General features: G+C 66.0%; 30 protein-coding genes and 2 tRNA genes. 6 read left to right on the plus strand and 26 right to left on the minus strand.

Features of this window, described 5'->3' with window-relative positions:
* Window positions 1-7 precede the first annotated feature (7 nt).
* From nuoI to tkt, 23 genes are all read right to left on the minus strand, one after another.
* Window positions 8-493, minus strand: coding sequence for an NADH-quinone oxidoreductase subunit NuoI (gene nuoI / locus RZN05_RS07275; protein ID WP_077508981.1), 486 nt, complete (start codon window positions 491-493; stop codon window positions 8-10).
* The gene (gene nuoH, locus RZN05_RS07280; protein ID WP_317225951.1) at window positions 490-1545 is read right to left on the minus strand and encodes an NADH-quinone oxidoreductase subunit NuoH; all 1056 of its coding nucleotides are present in this window, start codon (window positions 1543-1545) and stop codon (window positions 490-492) included. The genes nuoI and nuoH overlap by 4 nt, the downstream gene beginning before the upstream one ends.
* Window positions 1542-3557, minus strand: coding sequence for an NADH-quinone oxidoreductase subunit NuoG (gene nuoG, locus RZN05_RS07285; RefSeq protein ID WP_317225952.1), 2016 nt, complete (start codon window positions 3555-3557; stop codon window positions 1542-1544). Before nuoG ends, nuoH begins: the two co-directional genes overlap by 4 nt.
* Window positions 3557-4861 carry an NADH-quinone oxidoreductase subunit NuoF gene (gene nuoF / locus RZN05_RS07290; protein WP_317225953.1) on the minus strand — a complete coding sequence of 435 codons (1305 nt, stop codon included), beginning with the start codon at window positions 4859-4861 and terminating at the stop codon, window positions 3557-3559. Before nuoF ends, nuoG begins: the two co-directional genes overlap by 1 nt.
* Window positions 4861-5034 (minus strand): hypothetical protein, encoded by a 174-nt coding sequence (locus tag RZN05_RS07295; protein ID WP_317225954.1) that lies wholly within the window; start codon window positions 5032-5034, stop codon window positions 4861-4863. Before RZN05_RS07295 ends, nuoF begins: the two co-directional genes overlap by 1 nt.
* Window positions 5031-5711, minus strand: coding sequence for a complex I 24 kDa subunit family protein (locus RZN05_RS07300; RefSeq protein WP_317225955.1), 681 nt, complete (start codon window positions 5709-5711; stop codon window positions 5031-5033). The genes RZN05_RS07295 and RZN05_RS07300 overlap by 4 nt, the downstream gene beginning before the upstream one ends.
* Window positions 5711-6049 carry a nuclear transport factor 2 family protein gene (locus RZN05_RS07305; protein ID WP_317225956.1) on the minus strand — a complete coding sequence of 113 codons (339 nt, stop codon included), beginning with the start codon at window positions 6047-6049 and terminating at the stop codon, window positions 5711-5713. The genes RZN05_RS07300 and RZN05_RS07305 overlap by 1 nt, the downstream gene beginning before the upstream one ends.
* A complete protein-coding gene (locus RZN05_RS07310) occupies window positions 6046-7281 on the minus strand; it encodes an NADH-quinone oxidoreductase subunit D (protein ID WP_317225957.1) in 1236 nt (411 codons plus the stop codon). The genes RZN05_RS07305 and RZN05_RS07310 overlap by 4 nt, the downstream gene beginning before the upstream one ends.
* The gene (locus RZN05_RS07315; protein ID WP_394804788.1) at window positions 7281-8195 is read right to left on the minus strand and encodes an NADH-quinone oxidoreductase subunit C; all 915 of its coding nucleotides are present in this window, start codon (window positions 8193-8195) and stop codon (window positions 7281-7283) included. Before RZN05_RS07315 ends, RZN05_RS07310 begins: the two co-directional genes overlap by 1 nt.
* Complete coding sequence (locus RZN05_RS07320) at window positions 8192-8728, minus strand: NuoB/complex I 20 kDa subunit family protein (protein WP_317225958.1); 537 nt, start codon at window positions 8726-8728, stop codon at window positions 8192-8194. The genes RZN05_RS07315 and RZN05_RS07320 overlap by 4 nt, the downstream gene beginning before the upstream one ends.
* A complete protein-coding gene (locus tag RZN05_RS07325) occupies window positions 8719-9093 on the minus strand; it encodes an NADH-quinone oxidoreductase subunit A (RefSeq protein ID WP_077508972.1) in 375 nt (124 codons plus the stop codon). Before RZN05_RS07325 ends, RZN05_RS07320 begins: the two co-directional genes overlap by 10 nt.
* A gap of 172 nt (window positions 9094-9265) precedes the next feature.
* A complete protein-coding gene (locus tag RZN05_RS07330) occupies window positions 9266-10087 on the minus strand; it encodes an inositol monophosphatase family protein (protein ID WP_317225959.1) in 822 nt (273 codons plus the stop codon).
* Window positions 10088-10221: 134 nt separating this feature from the next.
* A complete protein-coding gene (efp, locus tag RZN05_RS07335) occupies window positions 10222-10785 on the minus strand; it encodes an elongation factor P (protein ID WP_317225960.1) in 564 nt (187 codons plus the stop codon).
* A gap of 54 nt (window positions 10786-10839) precedes the next feature.
* Window positions 10840-11322 carry a GFA family protein gene (locus RZN05_RS07340; RefSeq protein WP_449619001.1) on the minus strand — a complete coding sequence of 161 codons (483 nt, stop codon included), beginning with the start codon at window positions 11320-11322 and terminating at the stop codon, window positions 10840-10842.
* Window positions 11323-11355: 33 nt separating this feature from the next.
* Window positions 11356-11955 carry a M23 family metallopeptidase gene (locus RZN05_RS07345; protein ID WP_317225962.1) on the minus strand — a complete coding sequence of 200 codons (600 nt, stop codon included), beginning with the start codon at window positions 11953-11955 and terminating at the stop codon, window positions 11356-11358.
* Window positions 11956-11959: 4 nt separating this feature from the next.
* Window positions 11960-12967, minus strand: coding sequence for a L,D-transpeptidase family protein (locus tag RZN05_RS07350; protein ID WP_394804789.1), 1008 nt, complete (start codon window positions 12965-12967; stop codon window positions 11960-11962).
* Window positions 12968-13023: 56 nt separating this feature from the next.
* Entirely contained in the window at window positions 13024-13713 is a 690-nt protein-coding gene (gene thiE / locus RZN05_RS07355) for a thiamine phosphate synthase (RefSeq protein ID WP_317225963.1), read from the minus strand.
* A 9-nt stretch (window positions 13714-13722) separates the two neighbouring features.
* Window positions 13723-14397 carry an O-methyltransferase gene (locus RZN05_RS07360; protein WP_317225964.1) on the minus strand — a complete coding sequence of 225 codons (675 nt, stop codon included), beginning with the start codon at window positions 14395-14397 and terminating at the stop codon, window positions 13723-13725.
* Window positions 14397-14786, minus strand: coding sequence for a putative quinol monooxygenase (locus tag RZN05_RS07365; RefSeq protein WP_317225965.1), 390 nt, complete (start codon window positions 14784-14786; stop codon window positions 14397-14399). The genes RZN05_RS07360 and RZN05_RS07365 overlap by 1 nt, the downstream gene beginning before the upstream one ends.
* Before the next feature lies 1 nt (window position 14787).
* Complete coding sequence (locus tag RZN05_RS07370) at window positions 14788-15687, minus strand: fructose bisphosphate aldolase (RefSeq protein ID WP_317225966.1); 900 nt, start codon at window positions 15685-15687, stop codon at window positions 14788-14790.
* An 89-nt stretch (window positions 15688-15776) separates the two neighbouring features.
* Window positions 15777-16964: a phosphoglycerate kinase gene (locus RZN05_RS07375; RefSeq protein ID WP_317225967.1), complete on the minus strand. Its 1188-nt coding sequence runs from the start codon at window positions 16962-16964 to the stop codon at window positions 15777-15779.
* Between the two features lie 165 nt (window positions 16965-17129).
* Window positions 17130-18137, minus strand: coding sequence for a type I glyceraldehyde-3-phosphate dehydrogenase (gene gap, locus RZN05_RS07380; RefSeq protein ID WP_317225968.1), 1008 nt, complete (start codon window positions 18135-18137; stop codon window positions 17130-17132).
* Entirely contained in the window at window positions 18134-20053 is a 1920-nt protein-coding gene (tkt, locus tag RZN05_RS07385) for a transketolase (protein ID WP_394804818.1), read from the minus strand. The genes gap and tkt overlap by 4 nt, the downstream gene beginning before the upstream one ends.
* A gap of 213 nt (window positions 20054-20266) precedes the next feature.
* Between tkt and RZN05_RS07390 the strand changes: the two genes are divergently transcribed.
* The 6 genes from RZN05_RS07390 (at window position 20267) to RZN05_RS07415 (ending at window position 22269) form a co-directional block, all read left to right on the plus strand.
* Complete coding sequence (locus RZN05_RS07390; protein WP_317225970.1) at window positions 20267-20455, plus strand: hypothetical protein; 189 nt, start codon at window positions 20267-20269, stop codon at window positions 20453-20455.
* Window positions 20455-20757 (plus strand): cell division protein ZapA, encoded by a 303-nt coding sequence (locus tag RZN05_RS07395; RefSeq protein ID WP_317225971.1) that lies wholly within the window; start codon window positions 20455-20457, stop codon window positions 20755-20757. Before RZN05_RS07390 ends, RZN05_RS07395 begins: the two co-directional genes overlap by 1 nt.
* A 260-nt stretch (window positions 20758-21017) precedes the next feature.
* Window positions 21018-21572 (plus strand): 5-formyltetrahydrofolate cyclo-ligase, encoded by a 555-nt coding sequence (locus RZN05_RS07400; RefSeq protein ID WP_317225972.1) that lies wholly within the window; start codon window positions 21018-21020, stop codon window positions 21570-21572.
* Window positions 21554-21784, plus strand: a complete 231-nt coding sequence (locus RZN05_RS07405) for a DUF2842 domain-containing protein (RefSeq protein WP_317225973.1) — start codon at window positions 21554-21556, stop codon at window positions 21782-21784. The genes RZN05_RS07400 and RZN05_RS07405 overlap by 19 nt, the downstream gene beginning before the upstream one ends.
* Window positions 21785-21841: 57 nt before the next feature.
* Complete coding sequence (locus RZN05_RS07410; protein WP_317225974.1) at window positions 21842-22105, plus strand: DoxX family protein; 264 nt, start codon at window positions 21842-21844, stop codon at window positions 22103-22105.
* A 32-nt stretch (window positions 22106-22137) separates the two neighbouring features.
* The gene (locus RZN05_RS07415) at window positions 22138-22269 is read left to right on the plus strand and encodes a hypothetical protein (RefSeq protein WP_317225975.1); all 132 of its coding nucleotides are present in this window, start codon (window positions 22138-22140) and stop codon (window positions 22267-22269) included.
* Between the two features lie 568 nt (window positions 22270-22837).
* Here RZN05_RS07415 and RZN05_RS07420 read toward each other — a convergent pair.
* The 3 genes from RZN05_RS07420 to RZN05_RS07430 all read right to left on the minus strand — a co-directional run bounded on the left by RZN05_RS07420 (window position 22838) and on the right by RZN05_RS07430 (window position 24358).
* Window positions 22838-22914, minus strand: a tRNA-Asp gene (locus tag RZN05_RS07420).
* Window positions 22915-22995: 81 nt separating this feature from the next.
* Window positions 22996-23072, minus strand: a tRNA-Asp gene (locus tag RZN05_RS07425).
* Window positions 23073-23116: 44 nt separating this feature from the next.
* Window positions 23117-24358 carry an AI-2E family transporter gene (locus RZN05_RS07430; protein ID WP_394804790.1) on the minus strand — a complete coding sequence of 414 codons (1242 nt, stop codon included), beginning with the start codon at window positions 24356-24358 and terminating at the stop codon, window positions 23117-23119.
* Between the last annotated feature and the right edge of the window lie 34 nt (window positions 24359-24392).

Consider the following 24392-nt stretch of genomic DNA (forward strand, 5'->3'; position numbering starts at 1 on the left):
GGTGCGCTTAACGGTACGGTGCATCGGCGGCAAGGTTCGCGGCGATCGCGCGCTCCCAGCGGTCGCCGTTGGCGAGCAGCTTGTTCTTGTCGTAGATCAGCTCTTCACGCGTCTCGGTCGAGAATTCGAAGTTCGGCCCCTCGACGATCGCATCGACCGGGCACGCTTCCTGGCACAGCCCGCAATAGATGCACTTGGTCATGTCGATGTCGTAGCGCGTGGTGCGACGGCTGCCGTCCTCGCGCGGTTCGGCCTCGATCGTGATCGCCAGCGCCGGGCACACCGCCTCGCACAGCTTGCACGCGATGCAGCGCTCTTCGCCATTGGCATAGCGGCGCAGCGCATGCTCGCCGCGGAAGCGGGGCGAGATCGGGTTCTTCTCATACGGATAGTTGATCGTCGCCTTGGGCTTGAAGAAGTACCGCAAGGTCAGCCAGTGCGCCTTGATGAACTCCCACAGCGTGTAGGAACGGATTAGCTGGGCAACGCTCATGCGGGCACTCCAACCCGGGTCAGCATGAGATACCCGGAAACAAGGAAAACGAAGATCAGCGACAGCGGCAGGAAAATCTTCCAGCCCAGCCGCATCAGCTGGTCGTAGCGGTAGCGCGGGACGGTGGCCTTTACCCAGCTGAAGCAGAAGAAGAAGAACAGGATCTTGGCGAACAGCCAGAGGATGCCCGGCACGGCATAAAGCGGCGCCCAATCGACCGGGGGCAGATACCCGCCCCAGAACAGCGTGGCGTTGAGCGTGCACATCAGGATGACGTTGGCGTATTCCCCGAGCCAGTAGAGCGCGAAGCTCATCGACGAATATTCGGTCTGATAGCCCGCGACGAGCTCGGACTCTGCCTCGGTCAAGTCGAACGGCGCGCGCTGGGTCTCGGCGAGCGAGGAAATGAAGAACACCACCGCCATCGGGAACAGCAGCGGGTTGAACCCGAAGCCGTTGAGGAAGCCGAGGACATGGCCCTGCTGTTCATCGACGATCACGCCGAGGTTGAAGCTGCCGGCCCAGAGGACGATCGAGATCAGCACGAAGCCGATCGAAACTTCGTACGACACCATCTGCGCCGCGGCGCGGATCGCCGAGTAAAAGGGGTATTTCGAGTTGGAAGACCAGCCCGCCAGGATGATCCCGTACACGCCGAGCGAGGACGCTGCGAGCACGTAGAGCAGGCCGACATTGATGTTAGAGAGCACCACGCCGGCCTGGAACGGCACCACCGCCCAGACGATCAGCGCGACCGTGAAGGTGATGATCGGCGCGATCAGGAACAGCGTCTTGTTCGCGCTCGACGGGATGATCGTTTCCTGGAGGAACACCTTCAGACCGTCGGCGAAGCTCTGCAGCAGGCCGAACGGGCCGACGACGTTGGGGCCGCGGCGCAGCGCCATCGCCGCCCAGATCTTCCGATCGGCATAGATGATCATCGCCACCGCCAGCATCAGCGGCAATGCGATCACCAGGATACCAACGATCGTCGCGAGGAACCACGCCCAGCCGAACGGCAGGCCGATGGTGTTCTGGAAGAAGGCGGTCATTCCGCGGCCTCCGCGAATTCCTTGCCGTGGACGAGTTCGGCCGAACAGCGCTGCATCGTCGGCGATGCGCGGCAGATCGCGTTGGTCAGATAGAAGTCGGCGACCGGATAGTTGACCGGACCGCTTGCGACGGCGGAAAGCTTCGGCACCTTCCATTCGAAGGTCACAAGGCCTTCCTCGGCCAGCACGGGCACGTCCGCCGCCATCGCCGCGCGCAGTTCGTCGAAGCTGTCGAACGGCAAGGTGCGGCCGAGCCTGTCGGAGAGCGCGCGAAGGATTGACCAGTCCTCGCGCGCGTCGCCCGGCGCGAACACCGCGCGGTCGGCGCGCTGGACGCGGCCTTCGAGGTTCACATAGGTGCCCGGCTTCTCGGCATAGGTCGCGCCCGGCAGGATCACGTCGGCATGGTGCGCGCCGCGATCGCCGTGATGGCCGATGAACACCTTGAAGCTGCCCTGGAACTTGGCGAAGTCGACTTCGTCGGCGCCAAGGAACAACGCGAGCTTGGGGTTGGCCGCGACGACGTCGGCGATGCCGCCCTTCTGCGCGAAGCCGAGCATCAGCGCCGCCATCCGGGCTGCGGCGATATGGACCACGCCGAAGCCGTTCCAGGCACTGCCGTCCTCGAGCGTACGGATCAGCTTCATCGGCTCGACCAAAGCGAGCGCCGCGCCGAAGCCCGCACCCAGCGCACCGGGGCCGACGATGACGAGCGGCTGCTTGGCGCCATCGAACGCCTGCACGACCTGGTCGGGCAGCTTACCGAGCAGCGCCAGATCGTTGCCCAGCCATTCGAGCTTGTAGGTGAGATCGGTCTCGGGGCCGATCGCGAAGACCTTCGCCCCCTTCTTGATCGCCTTGCGCACGCGCGTGTTGATCAGCGGCGCTTCCCAGCGGAGGTTGCTGCCGATCAGCAGGATCGCATCGGCATCCTCGACGCCGGCGATCGTCGGGTTGAACGCGACCGCGCCGAGGCTCGAAACGTCATAGTCCATCCCGGTCTGGCGGCTCTCGATCAGCTCCGAGCCGAGGCCCTTGAGCAGCGCCTTGGCGGCGTACATCGTCTCGGCGTCGAGCAGGTCGCCGGCGATCGCCGCGACGCTCGAACCCGCGTTGACTGCGGCGATCGCATCGAACGCCTCGTCCCAACTCGCCTCGACCAGCTTGCCCTGCTTGCGGACGAACGGACGATCGAGCCGCCGGCGGACGAGCCCGTCGACATGGTAGCGCGACTTGTCGTGCGCCCATTCCTCGTTGACGTCCTCGTTGATCCGCGGGAGCACGCGCATCACCTGGCGACCGCGGCTGTCGAGGCGAATGTTGGTGCCCACGGCATCCATCACGTCGATCGAAAGGTTCCGCTTCAATTCCCAGGGGCGATATTCGAACGCCACCGGCTTGTGCGTCAGCGCGCCCACCGGGCAGAGATCGACGGTGTTCCCCGACAACTCGCTCTTGAACGCCTTTTCCAGATAGGTCGTGATCTGCATGTTCTCGCCGCGATAGATCGCGCCGATCTCGTCGACTCCGGCGACTTCCTCGCCGAAGCGCACGCAGCGGGTGCACTGGATGCAGCGGGTCATGATCGTCTTGATGATCGGACCCATATACTTCTCGGTCACCGCCCGCTTGTTCTCGGTGTAGCGGCTATGGCCCTTGCCATAGGCGACCGACTGATCCTGCAGGTCGCATTCGCCGCCCTGATCGCAGATCGGGCAGTCGAGCGGGTGGTTGATCAGCAGGAATTCCATCACGCCTTCGCGCGCGGCCTTGACCATCTGGCTGTCGGTGCGGATCTCCTGGCCGTCGGCAGCGGGCAGCGCGCACGAAGCCTGCGGCTTGGGCGGCCCGGGCTTCACTTCGACCAGGCACATCCGGCAATTGCCGGCGATCGACAGCCGCTCGTGATAGCAGAAGCGCGGAATCTCCTTGCCCGCGGCCTCGCAGGCCTGGAGCACGGTGGCGCCCGCAGGTACCTCCACTTCGATTCCGTCTACTTTGACCTTTGGCATTATTCGGCAGCCTCTTGCATCGGCTGAGCGCCGGTGCCGTTGCGTTCATTGATCCGCCGCTCCATTTCGGGGCGGAAATGCTTGATCAGGCCCTGGATCGGCCACGCCGCGGCGTCGCCGAGCGCGCAGATCGTGTGGCCTTCGACCTGCTTGGTGACCTGATGCAGCGTGTCGATCTCGCTGATGTCGGCGTCGCCGGTGCGCATCCGCTCCATCACGCGCCACATCCAGCCGGTGCCTTCGCGGCACGGGGTGCACTGGCCGCAGCTCTCATGCTTGTAGAAGTACGAAAGCCGGCTAATCGCGCGGACGATGTCGGTCGACTTGTCCATGACGATCACCGCCGCGGTGCCGAGGCCCGAGCCGACGGCCTTGAGCCCGTCGAAGTCCATCGCGCAGTCCATGATCTGCGCCGCGGGGACAAGCGGGACCGAAGAACCGCCAGGAATCACCGCGAGCAGATTGTCCCAGCCGCCGCGGATGCCGCCGCAATGCTTCTCGATCAGCTCGCGGAACGGGATGCTCATCGCTTCCTCGACCACGCACGGCTTCTCGACATGGCCCGAGATCTGAAAGAGCTTGGTGCCCTTGTTGTTCTCGGCGCCGAAGCTCGCGAACCATTCGGGCGAGCGGCGCAGGATCGTCGGCGCGACGGCGATCGATTCGACATTGTTGACCGTGGTCGGGCAGCCATAGAGCCCCGCGCCCGCCGGGAACGGGGGCTTGAGCCGCGGCTGGCCCTTCTTGCCCTCCAGGCTCTCGATCATCGCGGTCTCTTCGCCGCAGATGTAAGCCCCTGCCCCACGGTGCACGAACACGTCGAAGTCGTAGCCCGACTTGCACGCGTTCTTGCCGATCAGGCCGGCGTTGTACGCCTCCTTGACGGCCGCAAACAGCGTCTCGGCCTCGCGGATATATTCGCCGCGGATGTAGATATACGCCGCGCGCGCGCGCATCGCGAAGCCCGCGACCAGCGCGCCTTCGATCAGCAGATGCGGATCGTGGCGGATGATCTCGCGGTCCTTGCACGAGCCCGGCTCGGACTCGTCGGCGTTGATCACTAGGAAGCTCGGACGCTCGGACGTCGGGTTCTTGGGCATGAACGACCATTTCATGCCGGTCGGGAAGCCCGCCCCGCCGCGCCCGCGCAGGCCCGAGGCCTTGATGCGGTCGATAATGGTGTCCTGGCCGAGCTCGAGCAGCGCCTTGGTGTTGTCCCACGCGCCGCGCTTGATCGCCGCGTCGAGGTTCCACGGCTGATAGCCGTAGAGGTTGGTGAAGATCCGGTCCTTGTCGGCGAGCATCAGAGACGCCCCCCCTTGTTCTTCGCGAACATCATGTAGAGCACCACCGCGACGCCGATCAGCAGCAGCGGGCCGAGCAGCGCGAAGGTGAGGCGCAGCAGCCAGCCGAGCACGACGATGCCGCCGATGATCGCCAGGATCGTGAAGATCAGGTTCTTGTTGCTGCCGCTCATGCCGCGCTACCCCATTCCGGGCGGTAATCGTGATTTTCGGTGACCATCGCGGCCAAATTGGTCGGCTCGCCGAGCGGCTCGACCGTGTGGCGGCCGGGCTCCTGCGTGCCGGTCTTGGGACTCTCGCCCTTTGCCAGCGCATCGAGGATGGCGACCGTCCGATCGAAGGTCAGGTCCTCGTAATTGTCGTCGTTGATCTGCACCATCGGCGCCGACGAGCAATTGCCCATGCACTCGACTTCGGTGAGCGTGAACAGCCCGTCCGCAGTGGTGTGGCCCTTCTTCATGCCGCGCGACTTGCACGCCGCCATCACGTCGTCCGACCCGCGCAGCATGCACGGCGTGGTGCCGCAGACCTGCACATGATAGCGGCCAACGGGGACGAGATTGAACATCGTGTAGAAGGTCGCGACCTCGAACACGCGGATATACGGCATCTCGAGCTCGCGCGCGACGAACTCGATCACCGGCACAGGCAGCCAGCCCTGGGTGTTGGTCTCGGCGCCGACCTGACGCTGGGCGAGGTCGAGGAACGGGATCGTGCACGACATCTGCCGGCCCGCGGGATAGCGGCCCAGGATTTCCTTGGCCTTCTCGGCACTCTCGGGATCCCAAGCGAACGCGCCCCAGCGCGCGCGGGTCTCGGCCTCGTCGGGAAGTTGTGGGGCGTCAGCCATCAGCGAATGAACTCCACCCGATCGACCCTGTCGTCGGAGAACGAATAGATGGACATCACCTCGAAAGGCTCTGCCTCTGGGGAACGTGCGACCTTCTCGTGCAGGACGACCGTATCGCCGAGCGCATAAGAGGTGAGGATTTCCGCACGATTGCCGGGATATTCGGCGAACATCGCCTTGAGCCCCGAGCGCACGCCCTCGCGCCCCTCCCGCAGCACCGCGCCGCGATAGGTCGCCTCGCATGCGCGATCGGTCATCAGCGCGACGTAAGCGTCGGCGTCTTGCGCATTGTAGTGCGCGATCATCTCGTGCGCGGTGGCGATACGAGCCTCGCTCACCGATCGCACTCCCCGAACACGATGTCCATCGCACCCAGGATCGCGGTGATGTCGGCGAGCATATGGCCCTTCGACATGAAGTCCATCGCCTGGAGGTGACTGAACGCAGTCGGGCGGACCTTGCAGCGATACGGCTTGTTGGTGCCGTCGCTTACCAGATAGACGCCGAACTCGCCCTTGGGGCTCTCGGTCGCGACATAAACCTCGCCCGCGGGGACGTGATAGCCTTCGGTGAACAGCTTGAAGTGATGGATCAGCGCTTCCATCGACTGCTTCATTTCGCCGCGGCTCGGCGGCGCCACCTTGCGGTCGAGGCTCAGCACCGGTCCTTCGGGCATTTCGCTCAGGCACTGCTTCATGATTCGCGCCGACTGGCGGACCTCTTCGACGCGCACCATGAACCGGTCATAGCAATCGCCGCGCGTGCCGACGGGGATGTCGAACTCCATGCGGTCGTACACATCGTATGGCTGTTGGCGCCGGATATCCCAGGGGATGCCCGCGGCGCGGATCATCGGGCCCGAGAAGCCCCAGGCGATCGCATCCTCGCGGCTCACCGTGGCGATGTCGACATTGCGCTGCTTGAAGATACGGTTCTCGGCGACGAGGCTGATCGCGTCCTCGAACAGCCGCGGTAGACGCGTATCGAGCCAGTCGGCGATGTCGGTGAGCAGCTTGAGCGGCACGTCCTGGCGGACGCCGCCGACGCGGAAATAGTTCGAGTGCATCCGCGCACCCGAGGCACGCTCAAAGAAGTTGAGGCAGTCCTCGCGGATCTCGAACAGCCACAGGTTCGGCGTCATCGCGCCGACGTCCATGACGTGCGAGCCCAGGTTGAGCATGTGATTGCAGATGCGCGTCAGCTCGGCGAAGAACACGCGGAGATACTGGCCCCGCAGCGGGACTTCGAGGTCGAGCAGCTTCTCGACCGCGAGCACGTACGAATGCTCCATGCCCAGCGGCGAGCAGTAATCGAAGCGATCGAAATAGGGCAGCGCCTGGGTGTAGGTCTTGTACTCGATCAGCTTCTCGGTGCCGCGATGGAGCAGGCCGACATGCGGATCGATTCGCTCGATGATCTCGCCGTCGAGCTCGGTCACCAGACGCAACACACCGTGCGCAGCCGGGTGCTGCGGGCCGAAGTTGATCGTATAGTTGGCGATCTCGGTATCGCCCAGTTCCGGCTTGCCGGAATCGGTGCGGCCTTCGATCTCGTCCAGATACTCAGCCATTACGCTTCACCCTCGGGCGACTTCTTCGCGCGCGACTTGCGCGGCTTCTTGACGACGTCCGGATCGGCGGGCGCCGGGCCCGCCTCGGGACCGGACTTGCCGGCACCGCTCTCGCTGGTGTCGTCGGTGGTCTTGGGCTTCGCGACGCGCGACTTGGTCGCCTTTGCCGCGGGCGCATCGGCCTTGACGATTTCGTCGGCGGTCAGCGGCGTGGGGGCACCCTTTGCCTGGGGCTGCGCGGCTACGGGCGCCGGCGCCGGAGCGGGCGCAGGTGCCGGAGCAGGCGGCGGTGGCGGCGCAGCCGCCTTCTCGTCGCCCGGCAGCACGTACTGCGCGCCTTCCCAAGGGCTCATGAAGTCGAAGCTGCGGAAGTCCTGCGCGAGCTTGACCGGCTCGTACACCACACGCTTGGCCTCTTCCGAATAGCGCAGCTCGACATAGCCGGTCTGCGGGAAGTCTTTCCGGAGCGGATGCCCGACGAAACCATAGTCCGTAAGGATGCGGCGCAGGTCCGTATTCCCGTCGAACAGCACGCCGTACATGTCGTACACTTCGCGCTCGAGCCAGCCGGCGACCGGCCAGATGCCCGTCACGCTCGGGACCGGCCTTTCCTCGTCGGTGGTGACGCGGACGCGAATGCGGCGGTTCTGGGTGAACGACAGCAGCTGATAGACCACGTCGAAGCGCTCGGGCCGCGCCGGATAATCGGCGCCGGCGATCTCGCTCAATTGCTGATATTCGAGTCCCGGCGTGTCGCGGAGCGCAAGCATCGCCTCGACCAGGCGCGAGCGCACCACGGTCAGCGAGATCTCGCCCACGGCATCCTTGCTCTCGACGAGCATGTCGCCGAGCACGGCCGCGGCCGCATCGATCACGCCGTCATTGGGCATGGTACGGGGTGCAGGCGCCCTCACCGTTCCATCGTCCCGATCCGGCGGATCTTACGCTGGAGCTGCATCACGCCATACAGCAGCGCCTCGGCGGTCGGCGGGCAGCCGGGGACGTAGATGTCCACCGGCACGATCCGATCGCAGCCGCGCACGACGCTGTAGCTGTAATGGTAATAGCCGCCGCCATTGGCGCACGAGCCCATCGAGATCACATATTTCGGCTCGGACATCTGATCGTACACGCGACGCAGCGCCGGGGCCATCTTGTTGCAGAGGGTGCCCGCGACGATCATCACGTCCGACTGGCGCGGAGACGCGCGCGGCGCGGCACCGAAGCGCTCCATGTCGTAGCGCGGCATGTTGACGTGGATCATCTCGACCGCGCAGCAGGCGAGCCCGAAGGTCATCCACCACAGCGAGCCGGTACGCGCCCACTGGAACAGCTCCTCGGTCGAGGTGACGAGGAAACCCTTATCGCCGACCTCGGCATTGATGTCGTCGAGGAACGCGACGTTCGGCAGCGTACCTGCTGGCGGAGGGCTGAGCTCTACTCCCACTCCAACGCACCTTTCTTCCACGCGTAAACAAGCCCGAGCGCAAGCTCGGCAATGAAGATCATCATCGAGATCCAGGCGGTCCAGCCGAGATCGAACACCGAAACCGCCCAGGGAAACAGGAACGCCGCCTCAAGATCGAAGATGATGAACAGGATCGCCACCAGGTAGAAGCGCACGTCGAACTGGCTGCGCGAATCCTCGAACGCGGGGAAGCCGCATTCATATTCGGTGAGCTTCTCCGGCGTCGGCTGGTGGGTGCCGGTGAGCCGGCCTACCAGCATCGGCAGGAACACGAAGGCGCTCGAAAGCACCAGTGCCACGCCGAGGAACAGCAGGATCGGCAGATATTCAATTAGATCGACCAAGGTGCCTTCTCGCGGATGCGGAAACTTGGGGGCGCTTTAGGCCGATGGGCCATGTGCGGCAAGGGGTGGAACCCCTGAGAATCACTCGCAATAAAATCGCAGCGACGCTGTCTTTCGGGCATGCGCCGCCACCCGGCGAAGGCCGGCACCGGCAAGCGCTTGCGACCGCGGATTACTTGTTGCGGAGCGAACTCGCGACGAGCTTATGCAGCTTGTTGTGCAATACGTCGTTCGCGGCGAGGAACTGGTTGCGCTCGCGCGGCAGATCCTGCCCGCGGAAGTCGGTGACGTAGCCGCCGGCCTCCTTGACGAGCAGCATCCCCGCCGCGACGTCCCACGGCTTGAGGTTCGACTCCCAATAGCCGTCGAACCGCCCCGCGGCGACCCAGGCGAGGTCGAGCGCCGCGGCGCCGAGCCGACGAATTCCCGCCACTTCAGGCGCCACCGCGCCGAAGATCCGGCTCCATTCGACGAAATCGCCATGCCCCAGGAACGGGATGCCCGTCGCGATCAGCGCGTCCGACAGATCCCGCCGCGCGGAGACGCGCAACCGCTGGTCCTGAAGCCAGGCGCCCCGGCCCTTTTCGGCCCAGAAACCCTCGTCGGTGATCGGCTGGTAGATATAGCCGTGGGTGATCTCAGGCTTGCCCTGGCTGCCGTGCGGATCCTCGACGGCGATCGAGATGCAGAAATGCGGGATGCCGTGAAGGAAATTGCTCGTGCCGTCGAGAGGATCGATGATCCAGCGCGGCTTGTCCGGATTGCCGGCGATCTCGCCGCGCTCCTCGACCAGGAAGCCCCAGTCGGGCCGCGCCTTCTGGAGTTCCTCGATCAGCGTGTCCTCGGAACGCTGGTCGGCGATCGATACGAAGTCGGCCGGCCCCTTGCGGCTCACCTGGAGGTGCTGGACCTCGTTGAAGTCGCGCCGCAGCCGCGGCCCCGCCTTGCGGACGGCGCGCTCGATGACGGTGATGATGCCGGAGTGGGAAACCAATGTACTTCTCTTCTCCCCTCCCGCTTGCGGGAGGGGTCGGGGGAGGGCCTGCAAGTTCATCGAGGCGGAAGGCGTGAGGCTCCGTTCACGCCCTCCCCTAGCCCCTCCCGCAAGCGGAAGGGAAACGAAGAAGGTTAGTCCGCGCGACGGACGTAGGTCTGCTCGTACACGTCGACGACGATCCGGGTTCCCGAAGCAATGTGCGGCGGGACCATGATGCGCACGCCATTATCGAGCACCGCGGGCTTGTACGACGACGACGCCGTCTGGCCCTTCACCACCGCGTCGGCCTCGACGATCGTCGCTTCGATCGTATCGGGCAGCTGCACGCTGATCGGCTCCTCGTCATACAGCTCCATCACCACGTCCATGCCGTCCTGCAGGAAGGCGGCGGCATCGCCGAGCAGGTCGCGCGGCAGCGTGGTCTGGTCGTAGGTTTCCTTGTCCATGAAGGTCAGGATGTCGCCCTCGGCGAACAGGAACTGGAAGTCCTTGGTATCGAGCCGCACGCGCTCGACCGACTCTGCCGAGCGGAAGCGAACATTGTTCTTGCGGCCGTCGCGGAGGTTCTTGAGCTCGACCTGCATGTACGCGCCGCCCTTGCCGGGCTGGGTGTGCTGGATCTTTACTGCGCGCCAGATGCCGCCTTCATATTCGATGATGTTGCCGGGACGGATGTCCACGCCGCTGATCTTCATGGGATCGAGACCTGTAAGCTGAGAAAGAGCGAAGGCCGGGCCTTTAGCGGCGCATCACGCTTCCGGCAAGCGCGCCGCCATCGCCGCATCGATCCGGGCTTGAACCTCCACGTTCCAGATCGGCCAGTCCTCTGCCGTGGGCAGCCCGGCAAAGCTCTGCACGTCGTCTGGCACCGTGACCAGCGGATGCCGTGTCACCGTGAAGAAATGCGCGTCGGGAATCACCCGCTCGTCAAGCGTCCCGCCGCGCACGAACAGGATCGCCTCGCCGAAATCGGGATGCGTGCCCCATAGCGCCACCGCGCAACGCGGGCAGCGCGCGCCGCGTGTCGGCGGCTGGGTGCCAGCCCGGACGGTATATCGCTCTGGCATTGTTTCGGTAAGCATTTCAATGCGATCGGCCTCGATCATCGCGTTGATAGCGAACGCCGATCCGGTCTCGCGCTGGCACACGCGGCAGTGACAGCCGTTGACGAAGATCGGCGCCGAGGTCAACCGAAACCGTATATATCTGCAATTGCAGCCGCCCTGCATCATCCCGCCCCCTATTCCGGGAACATAATACGAACATCAGCGCCGCCCGGCAAGCAGGGGAAACGGATTGACCGGTTGCCCCTGCCACCAGCGCTCCCCCGGGGCCATATGCGCCATACCGAAGTGCAAATGGTAGTTGCCCGCGCCCGAATTGCCGGTGTCGCCGACGAAACCGAGCACCTCGCCGGCCCTGACCTGCATGCCCTCGACGATGCCGGGCGCATAACGCTGGAGATGCGCATAATAATAGCTCCACTGCTTGTCCGGCGAGCGGACGTACAGCGTGATCCCGCCCCCGCCCTCGCTGTAGAACAGCTTCTCGACGGTGCCCGGCGCCGCGGCGATCACCGGGGTGCCGCCCGGTGCGAGGATATCGGTCGCCTCGTGGGTACGGGCACCGTTGGCGCGCGACTGGCCCCAAGTATCGACGATCTGCGACCGCTCGACGCCCTGCACCGGCACCGTGAGCAGCGGATGGCTCCACGCGCCCGTCGGCGTCGCGGGCGGTGCCTGCGCCGCCTGGACGGGGGGCGCCGCAGCCGGAGCGTCTCCGGGCACGATGCGGATCATCGACGCCATGGCGGCCAACCCCAGAAGCAGTATTATCCCCACCCCCCAGGTCAGCCGCTTGCGCATCGTCCTACTCCTGGAAAACCGCTTCGGCGCCGGGCTTGATCATCAGCGCCAGCCGCGCGGCGTCCCAATTGGCCAGCCGGATGCAGCCGTGGCTCTGCGAGCGGCCGATATTCTGCGGCTCGGGCGTGCCGTGAATGCCGTAATGCTCCTTGGAGAGATCGAGCCATACCACGCCCACGGGCCCGTTCGGTCCCGGCGGCAGCATCGCCTTCTCATCGTCACGCTTGGCATCCCAGAACAGGTCCGGGTTATAATGGAACTTGGGATTGGTATCTATCACGTTGATTTTCCACGTGCCGATCGGCAGCGGATCGTGCTGGCTGCCCATCGACGCGCTGAACTGCGCGACCAACTTGTCGTTGGCGTCGAACACCTTCAGCACCTTCTCGGACTTGTCGACGACGAGATGGTCGCCCGCGGGCTGGCGCGCATCGACATTGAGGTCGGTAAGCGTCTGGCGCCATTCGGGCTTGAGCTCGCCCTGATACTCGCGCGATCCCGCGACGACATTGGGAAACACGAAGGTCGCGCCCGGGGCGATTGCCGCACCGCCGGGGTTGAGCTCGACCAGCACCTCGGGCGTGGTGTGGAACATCTCGGCGAGCTTCTCGAGCGGCCGGGTATAGCCGAGCGCGGGCAACTTGGCCTGGTCCTGCGGATCCTTGGGCAGCGGATTGAAGAACGGTCCCTGGAGCATCGCGGGATCGAGCGTCACGCGCGTCACCGGCCGCCGCTCGCGATATGGGTGGAGCGCGCTCAGGGTCGCGCGGTCGAGCGTGCCCGTCGTCTTGAGCCCGCGGGTGGACTGGAACCCCTTGAGCGCCGCGGTCAACGATTGCCCCTCGCGTCCATCGACGATCCCCGGCGAGAAGCCGAGCGAATCGAGGATCACCTGCGCATGCATCACCGTCCAGTCGACCGGCGGCTTGGCTTGCGCATTCTGTTTCTGGGCGAAAACGGGTGTGAACACGATTGCCGCGAGCCCGGCGGCGGCACAGAAAATAGTACGCAAAGACAAACTCCTGACCAACGTGTCGGCAGGAGAACGATTGCGCGCGTGCTTGTTTCCTAGCTGGCGAGAACAGCCCCGAACGCCTTGATCGCCGCCGCTTCGTCACCGCCCCACACCGCGCCCGAGACCGCGAGGAAATCGGCGCCGGCCTCGATCAGCGGCCGTGCATTGGCCGGGGTGATCCCGCCGATCGCGACGCAGGGGATCTCGAACACCGTCGTCCACCAGCTGAGGATCGCCGGATCGGGATGGTGACGCACTTCCTTGGTGGTGGTCGGGTAGAAGGCGCCGAAGGCGACATAGTCGGCCCCGCCCTCGCCGGCTTCCATCGCGAGGTGGCGGCTGTCGTGGCAGGTCACGCCGATCTGCGCATTGGGCCCGAGCACCGATCGCGCCTCGCGCGGGTCGCCGTCGCCCTGCCCCAGATGCACGCCATCGGCGCCGAGCCGTTTGGCCAGGCTGATACTGTCATTGACCAGGAACGCCACGTCGCGGTCGCTGCAGATACGCTGGAGCGGCTCGGCCAGCGCCGCCGCGGCGTGCTGGTCGACATCCTTGACGCGGAACTGGAACGCCGCGACCGGCCCGGCATCGAGCGCGCGCGCGAGCCGGTCGGCGAAGCCGCCGGTCACGTCGAGCGGCGAGATCAAATAGAGCTGGCAGGCCGGGCGCCGCTCGTCGCGCTGGAACTGGGCGGCGAATTCGGGGCCGAGCGGCGGCAGGCCGTCGTCATCATGGTCGGTCATCCGCGCCCTCTAGGCTGCGGCGGGGGCGCCCGCAATGGCGAGCAGGAACCCGTCCCATCCCTTGGCGCCCACCGTCTGGATCGCGGTGGCGTCGACGCGCGGCTCGGCGGCGATCGCGTCAAACAGCGCGCGCGTGCCTTGCACCCGCGGATCGGGGTTTGCCCCGTCGGTCACCGCGCCCTCGCGCACGACATTGTCGAACACCAGGGTGGCGCCTGGGCGAGCCAGTCTGAGCGCAGCGCTCAGATAGGCGACGTTGCTCGGCTTGTCGGCATCGACGAACACGAAGTCGAATGGCGCCTCGCCCGCCGCGATCAGTGCGTCGAGCGTATCGACCGCCGGCCCGACATGCGGGTCGACCCTATCGGCAAGCCCAGCCGCGGCGAGATTGGCGCGCGCGACCTCGGCATAGTGCGCGTCAAGCTCGAGCGTCACCAGCCTGCCGCCTTCGGGCAGCGCGCGTGCCAGCCAGATCGTCGAATAGCCGCCGAGCGTGCCGATCTCGAGGATCCGCTTTGCTCCCGCGATCCGCGCGAGGAGATTGAGCATCTTGCCCTGCGCCGGCGAGACGTCGATCGCCGGGAGCCCGGCCGCCTGGTTGGCTGCCAATGCCGCTGCCAGCACCGGATCGGGCCCGAGCAGCTTGGCCTCGATATAGACGTCGATTGCCTCGCCGCTCGCCATCAGCCGTGCCGGAGGTGGCTCGAGACCGGCTTGGTCTCGACGCTGATCTCGAAACCCGCGATCAGCGGCCGCCCCTTGGCGATCGCCTCGCGCACCGTTGGGAGCTCAAGCGACGCCTTGTGGCTCGCGGCATCATCCCAGACCTCAGTGATCCAGATCGCGTCGGTATCCTTGGCATCCTCGGCGATCAGATAGACGCGGCAGCCCGGCATCGTGCCGGTGCCGGCGGCGAGGATCGCGATCAGCTCGGCGCGCTTGCCGGGCTGCGCCTTCATCTTGCCGATCATCCCGAACGGCACCTGGTCTTCCATCGCAAACCCTCCGGCAAGCGCGGGACCGCCCAGCATCGCGAGAGCAAGCCCCGCGAGCACCGGGCGGCGCGCCGTCATGTCAGGCCGCCACCTTCTCGGTGGAGGCCGTGTAGATCGCGTCGATCGCCTCGCCGAGCGCCGCGTCGAACTCCGCGTCGCTCATCTGGTGGCGCAGGTCCTCGAGCAACGCGCGGCTGAAGCTCGCGATCATGCCCCGGTTCTTGGCGAGCTCGGCGCACGCCTCGGGGCGGGCATAGCCGCCCGACAGCGCCACGACGCGCAGCACGCGCGGGTGATCGACCAGCGGGTCGAACAGGCCAGGCGTCGCCGGGATCGAGAGCTTGAGCATCACCTTGTCGTCGCCAGGCAGTGCGTCGAGCGCCTTGCGCAATTCGTCGAGCAGCATCCGGTCGGCATCGGCGCGCTCGGCGCTCTTGATGTTCACCTCGGGCTCGAGGATCGGCATCAGCCCCGCAGCGAGCACCTGGCGGCCGATCTCGAACTGCTGCGCGACCACTGCGGCGATGCCCGCGCGGTTGGCGAGGTTGACCACCGAGCGCTCCTTGGTGCCGAACACGCCGAGCCCGCGCGCGCGGGCCAGCAGCCCGTCGAGCCCGGGCATCGGCTTCATCAGCTGGACGCCATCGGCCTCGGCTTCGAGCCCCTTGTCGATCTTGAGGAAGGGTACGATGCCCTTGTCGATCAGCGCCTGCGGCGCCGGCTTACCGCCAACCTGGCCGTCCATCGTCTTCTCGAACAGGATCGCGCCGATCACCTTGTCGCCCGTGAAGCTCGGTGCGCTGATGATGCGACTGCGCATTGCGTGGATCAGCCCGAACATCGCCTCGTCGCCCGAATAGGCATCTTCCGCGATGCCGTACCCCTTGAGCGCCTTGGGCGTCGATCCCCCGCTCTGGTCGAGCGCGGCAATGAAGCCTTTGCCTTGGGCGATCTTGGCGGTCATGTCGGCGGTGTTCATCGTGCCCCCTTTTGTGGTTCAGCCGGCTCTATCGAGCGGCTACGGCACGGGGAACCCCTGACAGCGCTGGCACGAGCCCAAGATGCGATCTATTGCTGCAGCGCGGCGACGCCCGGCAGCTCCTTGCCTTCCATCCACTCAAGAAACGCGCCGCCCGCGGTCGAGACGAAGCTGAAGTCGTCCGCCACGGCGGCTTGGTTGAGCGCCGCGACGGTATCCCCGCCCCCGGCGACCGAGACCAGCGAGCCTTCCTTGGTCAGCGCCGCCGCGGTCTTGGCGAGCGCCACCGTCGCTGCGTCGAACGGCGGCGTCTCGAACGCGCCGAGCGGGCCGTTCCACACCAAAGTGCGGCAGTTCTTGAGCACGTCGCCCAGCGCCTCGGTCGCGGCGGGGCCGACATCGAGGATCATCTCGTCCTCGGCGACTTCATGGACGTTTACGGTCCGCGTCGCCGGATTGGCCTTGAATTCCTTCGCCACCACCACGTCGTACGGCAGATGGACGGTGCAGTTCGCCTTCTCCGCCGCGTCGAGAATCTCCTCGGCGGTGCCGGTCAGGTCATGCTCGCACAGCGACTTGCCGACGTTTACGCCCCGCGCCGCGAGGAAGGTATTGGCCATGCCGCCGCCGATGATCAAATGATCGACCTGGGCGACGAGGTGCTTAAGCACGTCGAGCTTGCTCGAGACCTTCGCGCCGCCGACTACCGCCGCGACCGGGTGCTCCGGGCTGCCGAGCGCCTTGTCGAGCGCGTCGAGTTCGGCTTCCATCTGGCGGCCGGCGAACGCCGGCAGCTTGTGCGCCAGCCCCTCAGTGGAGGCGTGCGCGCGGTGCGCGGCGGAAAAGGCGTCGTTGACGTACAGGTCACCGAGCTTGGCGAAGCGCTCGACCGTGGCGGGATCGTTCTTTTCCTCGCCGCCGAAGAAGCGGGTGTTCTCGAGCACCGCGATGTCGCCCGGCTGCAGCGTCGCGACATTCGCAGCATCACCTTCCCAGTCGACATAGCGGACGGGACGGCCCAGCACCGCTTCGTACGGCTTGACGATCTGCGCGAGCGAGAATTCGGGCGACGGCGTCTTGGGACGACCGAAATGCGCGAGGACCAGCACGATCGCCCCGCGATCGGCGAGCTCGGTCACCGTCTGGAGCGTGGCGCGCAGCCGCGTGTCGTCGGTGACCTGACCGTCGGCCATCGGCACGTTGAGGTCCTCGCGGACCAGCACCCGCTTGCCGGTGACATCGCCCATATCGTCGAGCGTCTTGAAGTTGCGCGCCATATCGATCCCTATCCGTCGTCCAAGGGACACACGCCCCTGCATTCTCGTCACCCTGAACTTGTTTCAGGGTCCAACTCTCCACCGGCGACAGGGCCCGTAGAGGCTTGGATGCTGAAACAAGTTCAGCATGACGGCGGAGGGAAAACCCCCTCCGCCGCGCGCCGCTCAGCCCAGCTTCGCCATCGCCGAGGCCGTGTCGACCATACGGTTCGAGAAGCCCCATTCATTATCGTACCAGCTGACCACGCGGACCAGCTTGCCGTCGATCACTGCGGTCTCGAGGCTGTCGATGGTCGACGAGGCGGGCGTGTGGACGATGTCGATCGAGACCAAAGGCTCGTCCGAATAGACGAGAACGCCCTTGAGCGGGCCTTCTTCCGACGCCTTCTTGAGCACCGCGTTGACTTCGTCGCGCGTCACGTCGCGGCTCGGGGTGAAGGTCAGGTCGACCAGCGACCCGTCCGGGACCGGCACGCGAATGGCGCTGCCGTCGAGCTTGCCCTTGAGCTCGGGCAGCACTTCGGCAACGGCGCGCGCGGCGCCGGTGGTGGTCGGGATGATGTTCATCGCCGCGGCGCGGGCGCGGCGCAGGTCCGGATGGATCTGGTCGAGGATCTTCTGGTCGTTGGTATAGGCGTGGACCGTGGTCATCAGCCCGCGCTCGATGCCGATCGCGTCGTTGAGCACCTTGGCCACCGGCGCGAGGCAGTTGGTCGTGCACGATGCGTTCGAGACGATCGTGTGCCCGCCATCGAGCTTGTCGTGGTTGACGCCGAACACGACGGTCAGGTCGACATTCTTGCCCGGCGCCGAGATCAACACCTTCTTGGCGCCGGCATCGATATGCTTCTGCGCATCGTCGCGGCTGGTGAAGAAGCCGGTGCACTCCAGCACCAGCTCGACGCCGTTGGCAGCGTGCGGAAGGTTCGCCGGATCCTTCTCCTTCGTCACCTTGATCCGCTTGCCGTCGATGACGAGGTCATCGCCCTCGGCAGTGACGGTGCCGGGATATTTGCCGTGGACGCTGTCGCGCGAGAACAGCCAGGCGTTCGACTTGGCGTCGGCGAGGTCGTTGATCGTGACCAACTCGAGCCCGCTGTCGGGGCGCTCGAGGATCGCGCGTGCCACCAGCCGGCCGATACGTCCGAAACCGTTGATCGCAACCTTCGTCATGCCTGTTCTCCGTTCAACTTAGCGACGACCCGCGCGACGATCGCGTCGGCGGAAAGACCATAATGCTTGTACAGCCGCAGATAGGGGCCCGAGGCGCCGAATTCATCCACACCGAAGTTCAACCCATCGTTTCCGGTGTAGCGCTCCCAGCCGAAGGTCGCGCCCGCCTCGATCGACACCTTGAGCGCATCGTGCGGCAGGATATCGCGCTTGTACGCCGCATCCTGCGCCTCGAAGCGCTCGAAGCACGGCATCGACACGACATCGGCGCCGATCCCCTGCGCCTCGAGCGCATCGCGTACGGCGACCGCGATTTCGACTTCGGAGCCGGTGGCGATCAGCACCACTTTCCGCGGCGCCTCGGCCTCGAACAGCGCATAGGCGCCACGCGCGGACCGGTTCTCGGCTGCCTCGGTGCGAAGCTGGGGCAGGTTCTGGCGACTGAGCGCGAGCAGCGCCGGACCGTCCTCCTTCTGCAGTGCCAGTTCCCAGCACTCGGCGGTCTCGACCGTGTCGCACGGGCGATAGACGTCGAGATTGGGGATGAGGCGCAGGCTCATCAGATGCTCGATCGGCTGGTGCGTCGGGCCGTCTTCGCCGAGCCCGATCGAATCGTGCGTCATCACATAGACGACGCGTGCGCGCTGGAGCGCCGAGAGGCGGATCGCGCCACGGGCATAATCGGAAAAGACCAGGAAGGTGCCGCCATAGGGGATCACCCCGCCGTGCAGCGCCATGCCGTTCATCGCCGCGGCCATGCCGAACTCGCGAATGCCGTAATAGACGTAGCGGCCCGCATAGCTGCCCGCAGTCAGCGCCACGAGGCCCTTGGTCAGCGTGTTGTTCGATCCCGTAAGGTCCGCCGAGCCGCCGATCGTCTCGGGCAGCAGCGTGTTGATCGCCTCTAGCGCCATTTCGGACGCTTTCCGGGTCGCGACCTTCTGCGGGTTGGCGAGCAACTGCTCGATATAGGGCTTGAGCAACTCCTGCGGCACGTCGCCACGGCGCTCCCAGCCGAGCCGGTCCGGATGGGCAGCCAGCCGGTCGCGCCATTCGGCATGCGGCTTGGCGCCGCGTGTGCCGGCGGCGAGCCAGGCCTCGCGGATGTCGGCGGGGATCTCAAACGGCGCGTGGTTCCAGCCGAGCGTCGCGCGCACCGCGGCGACTTCGTCCTTGCCGAGCGCGGCGCCGTGGACCTTCGAAGTGCCCTGCTTGTTGGGCGCGCCCTTGCCGATGATGGTGCGGCAGCGGATCAGCGACGGGCGGTCGTCCGAAATCGCTTCCTCGATCGCCGAGACGATGTCGAACTCGTCATGCCCATCGCATTCGACGACGTGCCAGCCGGTCGCGGCGTAGCGTGCGGGAATGTCCTCACTGGAGGAGAGCGACACCGAACCGTCGATCGTGATCTTGTTGTCGTCCCACAGCACGATTAGCCGGTCGAGCTTGAGGTGCCCGGCAAGCCCGATCGCCTCGTGGTTGATGCCTTCCATCAGGCAGCCGTCGCCGGCGATCACCCACGTGCGGTGGTCGACGAGATCGTCACCGAAGGTGGCGTTCAAATGGCGCTCGGCCATCGCCATGCCCACCGCCATCGCCAGCCCCTGGCCGAGCGGGCCAGTGGTCGCCTCGACACCGGCGAGCTCGAAATTCTCAGGATGCCCCGCGCACGGGCTGCCGATCTGGCGGAAATTGCGGATGTCCTCCATCGTCGGTCGCGCATAGCCGGTGAGATTGAGCAGCGAGTAGATCAGCATCGATCCATGGCCGGCCGAGAGCACGAAGCGGTCGCGATCGGGCCATTTGGGATCGGCGGGATCGAACTTCACATAACGCTGGAACAGGACGGTGGCGACATCGGCCATGCCCATCGGCATGCCGGGATGCCCCGAATTGGCGGCCTCCACGGCGTCCATCGAGAGCGCTCGGATGGCGTTGGCGCAGTCGCTGAAGGATGCGGACACGTGGACTCCCCTGCTGATCGCGGACGCCTTTGGGACGCAGGCGCCCGCGCGTCAACCGCATCGGCGCCCCGGTTTGACGAAGCCATTCGCCCGCCTCGGAAATTCGATGGGCGGTTGACCGCATCGACTCTTGCCGCGTCGCTGCATGGTGCCTAATCGATGGATATGGCCGTAAGCCCGGAAGATCGTATCGAACAGGCGCTCGCAAGGATCGAGACCGCCGCCGCCGCGCGCGCTTATGCCTCCGCTCGCCTCGCCACACGCCACGCCAAGCTGCGTGCCCGCATTGAGGATGCGGTGACGTCGCTCGACGCGCTGATCGCGCGCGAAAGCGCGCCGGTGGAGGCCGACTGATGGCCGAGATCGACATCACCGTCGCCGGCCGCAGCTATTCGGTCGCCGCGCGCGAGGGGGACGAGCCGCATCTGCGCCACCTCGAATCGATCCTCCAGGAGCACGCCCCCGCCGCGCAGCGCGCTTCGGGTGGGCTCAATGCCGAGCGCACGCTGGTGTATCTCTCGCTGATCCTCGCCGACATGGTCGACGAAGTGCAGCGCAATCCGCCCGCAGGCGTCTCCCCCGTGCTGCTCGATCGTATTGCCGACCGGCTCGAGGCAGTTGCCGCCGCGCTCGAAGAGGATGCAGCGGAGGCGTAACGTCACAAATCCTTTCCCGAGCTGCCTGGGCGAGGATTTGGAACCTACCCGTTGCGTCCCGCCCTCCACCACCCTACATGCGTCAGCGGCGGGCACTGCCCGGTACGAGCCTCTGCATATCCCTGAGGCTATTCATCATCCATGGGAGCTGTCCCTGTGCAGATCCAGGTCTGTCGCACATGGTTCCCACCTGACGTACCGAGCGTCAGAGGATATTCTGGCAAACGGCCATGGCGGTCCCGCCACCGCATTCTTCCCGCATGATCCTCGACAAACCCGCCCTCCGCGCGAAGCTGCGCGCCACGCGCGATCTTTTCGCGGCGGAATCCTCGTCCGCGATCCTCGCGCCCGAGGCTTTTGTCGAACGGCTCCGCGCCGGCACGACGATCGCCACCTATTGCCCGGTCGCCAGCGAAGCCGATCCGACCCAGCTCGCGGCCGCGGCTGCCGCCGCCGGATGCAAGCTTGCCTTGCCCTTCGTCGTCGATCGCGCCGCGCCGATTCGTTTCCTCGCCTGGCAGCTCGGCGAGCCGCTGGTCGAAGGCCCTTTTAGCCTGCGCCAGCCCGATCCCGCGAGCCCAGAAGTCGCGCCCGACGTGATCCTGACGCCGCTCGTCGGCTTCGATCGCCGGCTCAACCGGCTCGGCCAGGGTGCGGGCCATTACGACCGCGCCTTCGCCCGCTACGAGGATGCGTGGCGCGTCGGCGTCGCCTGGTCGGTGCAGGAAATCCCCGCGATCCCGGCCGACATCTGGGACGTGCCGTTGCACGCGATCATCACCGAGAAAGGCATGCTATGGCACGCGGAGACGTGAAGGCGAGCTGGCGCAAGCCCGCCGGCGCGCTCGCGATCCTGCTGCTGATCCTCGTCTGGGTGGTGCTCGTCGCCAGCTTTTCCGGGCCGATCGGCACGCTGCCGGTCCTGGTCCAGGCATTGGTCTATGTCGTGCTCGGCATTGCCTGGATCCTGCCCTTGAAGCCGCTGCTGCGCTGGATGGAGACCGGGCAGTGGCGCCTGCCCAACTGAGCGGTCGCCAGCGCCCCAAACCCCGCTAGCCTAACCTCCGTAACGAACGGAGGAAAAATGGCTTTCAGGCGCAGTCGAGGATCGGGTCTGGCAGGCTATTCGGACGCCGCGCTGCTGCTGGCGCGACTGGTGATCGGCACCTTCCTGGTCTGGAGCGTTTGGGACAATATCCAGAACAGCCCGCGCATGGCCGAATTCGCACGCTTCCTCGCCGGCCACGGCTTTCCCTATTCCAAATGGCTCGCCCCGCTTTCGGTCTGGGCACAATTCGCCTGCGGCGTGGCCTTTGTCGCCGGCTTTCTCACCCGCTGGGCCGGGTAGTTTGCGCGGTGAACTTCGCGGTGGCGGTAGCTATGGTCGATGCCAAACTCGGCATTCGCGGCGCGTTCCCGGCGACCCGCCTGATCTTGTTCGGGCTGCTGTTCGCCACGCTTGGCGCGGGCCGTTATTCGATCGACGCGATGCTCGGCGGCTTCAGGCGTTGAGGCGCCCCATCGGAACGGCATGGTTGCATCCTCCGCGGGCGGCACGACCTGCAGGCGAGGCGGCGCACCTTCGAGGACCGGCGGCGTCCGTGCCACCTCTTTGGCAGCGGCACGTCGCGAGCGGCAATATTCGTAATCGCTATAGCTGTAGCGCCGCCGAGGCTTGGCGTTCCACAATTTGAGCAGCATCGCGGCAGGTTCGCGCAGCACTGCGTGGATCAACAGCACACAGGCCCCACACGCCCAGAGCGGGATCGCCACCGGCGACGCCATTAGGAACAGGCGCCGGGTGCGGGTTCGCCAGTAAAGCGGATGGAAAGCGAGAAAGAGCCAGTCGGTATGCCTGGCCTTCGATCTCTTGCTGTGGGTCTCCGTCATGCGAACTCCTGGCACGCGCGACCGCAAGCAAGCCATCTACCTGCAAACCCCGCCGCCGATCGGTTCCCGTACGCCGCGACATCTCACCGCAAGATTAGGAACGATGCCGTAGGACTACCGTAGCCCACGGACGGTCGCGTGCAGACCGAGTGCCCGCGATGAGGAGAAACGCTTTCGCGGTGAGGGGGCATGGCGCGAGTGACGGGGCTCGAACCCGCGACCTCCGGCGTGACAGGCCGGCGCTCTAACCAACTGAGCTACACCCGCTTGATCCAAGCGAGGCGACGCATGCCGCAATCTGGAAACCGCTGCGATTGAACCACATGGGAGCCCCAGGGGGATCCCGCGTGGCGCGAGTGACGGGGCTCGAACCCGCGACCTCCGGCGTGACAGGCCGGCGCTCTAACCAACTGAGCTACACCCGCTCTCGAAGCGAGGAGGCGGCCACTAACCCCGGTGTTCGGGGGTGTCAACCGGATTGGTCGCGACTTTGTCGCCGATGCGTGCGGGTGTCGCCCGGATCGCCCACCAAGGTGCCGTGCTCGAACAGGAATCCCGCGATATCGGGTTTGCCCGCGGCATTGAGCACGGTCTGGATGATGATCAGCAGCGGCACCGCGAGCAGCGCCCCCGGCGTGCCCCATACCCAGCCCCAGAAGCTCAGTGAGATCAGGATCAGGATCGGGCTGATCGTCAGCCGATGCCCGACGATCAGCGGGGTCACGACATTGGCCTCGATCAGGTGCGCGCCGATCATCAGCGCGGCCGGCAGCAGCGCCCACCAGATGTCGGCGAAGCTCATCAGCCCGCCCACCGCGAGCAGCAGCGCCGCCACCACGGGCCCGATATACGGGATATAGTTGAGCAGCGCGACGAGCCCGCCCCACATCAAGGGCGTCGGCATCCCGATCGCATAGAGCGCGCCCGCCACGATCAGTCCCAGCGTCACGTTGATCAGCGTGATCGTGCCCAGATAGGCCGACGTATCGTCGACGACGTCCTGGATCACCCGCGCGGTCGCCATCGCGCCGCCGAAGCTCGCGCGCCGCGTGATCGCGTTGCGCCGCAGCCGGGTCCAGCCCGAGAGGAAGAAATAGATCACCAATATCGCGAAGAACATTTCGAGCAGCGCCGACGGCGCCGAGGTGGTGAACAGGTCGATCAGCGAACGCGGCGGCGCCACCGCGATCGTCTCGGGCTGGCGGACCGGGGTCGAGGCGAAGTTGGTCAGCGTCTTGTCGACGAAGCGCTCGAGGTTGGAATAGAATTGGATCAGCGGCTCGAGATTGTGCTGGATCTGCGGGATGCTCTCGGGAAGCCGCTGCATCCATTGCCAGGCCGGCACGACGATCGACGCCAGCGCGATATTCGCTGCGATCAGGAACAGCAGCACGCAGATCAACGCCGCCAACGGCGCCGGCACGCGGTGCCGCTCGAGCCATTCGAGCATCGGCACCATCGCAATCGCGATCACCAACGCGGCGGTGAGCGGCAGGAAAAACGGCGAACCCTCACGAAGGGCAAAGGGGATCGCGAAGAGCAGCCCGACGCCGATCATCAGCGCCAGCGCCGCCATCAGCCGGTCGCGTTTCTGCCCGTCGCCCAATGTCTCCGGCGGCTCGGCCGACAGGATCGGCTCGCGCGGCGCCCCCGGCGGAATCCCCCCGTCGCTCTCGCTGCCCCCGCCTGATGCCCGCGGCTGCTCGTCCACCCGAAGCTCTCCTTCATCTCTCTACTAGGGGGCG

The organism is Sphingomonas sp. HF-S4 (genome assembly GCF_032911445.1).
GTDB lineage: Bacteria > Pseudomonadota > Alphaproteobacteria > Sphingomonadales > Sphingomonadaceae > Sphingomonas > Sphingomonas agrestis.

What these genes read in the sequence shown, in the direction of transcription:
- RZN05_RS07410 (WP_317225974.1), top strand. Translation starts at nt 21,842, where the DNA reads ATGGCTTTCAGGCGCAGTCGAGGATCGGGTCTGGCAGGCTATTCGGAC.
- RZN05_RS07360 (WP_317225964.1), bottom strand. Translation starts at nt 14,397, where the DNA reads ATGGCGAGCGGCGAGGCAATCGACGTCTATATCGAGGCCAAGCTGCTC.
- RZN05_RS07365 (WP_317225965.1), bottom strand. Translation starts at nt 14,786, where the DNA reads ATGACGGCGCGCCGCCCGGTGCTCGCGGGGCTTGCTCTCGCGATGCTG.
- nuoH (WP_317225951.1), bottom strand. Translation starts at nt 1,545, where the DNA reads ATGACCGCCTTCTTCCAGAACACCATCGGCCTGCCGTTCGGCTGGGCG.
- RZN05_RS07300 (WP_317225955.1), bottom strand. Translation starts at nt 5,711, where the DNA reads ATGGCTGACGCCCCACAACTTCCCGACGAGGCCGAGACCCGCGCGCGC.
- RZN05_RS07400 (WP_317225972.1), top strand. Translation starts at nt 21,018, where the DNA reads ATGATCCTCGACAAACCCGCCCTCCGCGCGAAGCTGCGCGCCACGCGC.
- nuoG (WP_317225952.1), bottom strand. Translation starts at nt 3,557, where the DNA reads ATGCCAAAGGTCAAAGTAGACGGAATCGAAGTGGAGGTACCTGCGGGC.
- RZN05_RS07340 (WP_449619001.1), bottom strand. Translation starts at nt 11,322, where the DNA reads ATGATGCAGGGCGGCTGCAATTGCAGATATATACGGTTTCGGTTGACC.
- thiE (WP_317225963.1), bottom strand. Translation starts at nt 13,713, where the DNA reads ATGACCGACCATGATGACGACGGCCTGCCGCCGCTCGGCCCCGAATTC.
- RZN05_RS07370 (WP_317225966.1), bottom strand. Translation starts at nt 15,687, where the DNA reads ATGAACACCGCCGACATGACCGCCAAGATCGCCCAAGGCAAAGGCTTC.
- RZN05_RS07345 (WP_317225962.1), bottom strand. Translation starts at nt 11,955, where the DNA reads ATGCGCAAGCGGCTGACCTGGGGGGTGGGGATAATACTGCTTCTGGGG.
- RZN05_RS07415 (WP_317225975.1), top strand. Translation starts at nt 22,138, where the DNA reads ATGGTCGATGCCAAACTCGGCATTCGCGGCGCGTTCCCGGCGACCCGC.
- tkt (WP_394804818.1), bottom strand. Translation starts at nt 20,053, where the DNA reads ATGGACGCCGTGGAGGCCGCCAATTCGGGGCATCCCGGCATGCCGATG.
- nuoI (WP_077508981.1), bottom strand. Translation starts at nt 493, where the DNA reads ATGAGCGTTGCCCAGCTAATCCGTTCCTACACGCTGTGGGAGTTCATC.
- gap (WP_317225968.1), bottom strand. Translation starts at nt 18,137, where the DNA reads ATGACGAAGGTTGCGATCAACGGTTTCGGACGTATCGGCCGGCTGGTG.
- nuoF (WP_317225953.1), bottom strand. Translation starts at nt 4,861, where the DNA reads ATGCTCGCCGACAAGGACCGGATCTTCACCAACCTCTACGGCTATCAG.
- RZN05_RS07295 (WP_317225954.1), bottom strand. Translation starts at nt 5,034, where the DNA reads ATGAGCGGCAGCAACAAGAACCTGATCTTCACGATCCTGGCGATCATC.
- RZN05_RS07375 (WP_317225967.1), bottom strand. Translation starts at nt 16,964, where the DNA reads ATGGCGCGCAACTTCAAGACGCTCGACGATATGGGCGATGTCACCGGC.
- RZN05_RS07395 (WP_317225971.1), top strand. Translation starts at nt 20,455, where the DNA reads ATGGCCGAGATCGACATCACCGTCGCCGGCCGCAGCTATTCGGTCGCC.
- RZN05_RS07390 (WP_317225970.1), top strand. Translation starts at nt 20,267, where the DNA reads ATGGCCGTAAGCCCGGAAGATCGTATCGAACAGGCGCTCGCAAGGATC.
- efp (WP_317225960.1), bottom strand. Translation starts at nt 10,785, where the DNA reads ATGAAGATCAGCGGCGTGGACATCCGTCCCGGCAACATCATCGAATAT.
- RZN05_RS07405 (WP_317225973.1), top strand. Translation starts at nt 21,554, where the DNA reads ATGGCACGCGGAGACGTGAAGGCGAGCTGGCGCAAGCCCGCCGGCGCG.
- RZN05_RS07310 (WP_317225957.1), bottom strand. Translation starts at nt 7,281, where the DNA reads ATGGCTGAGTATCTGGACGAGATCGAAGGCCGCACCGATTCCGGCAAG.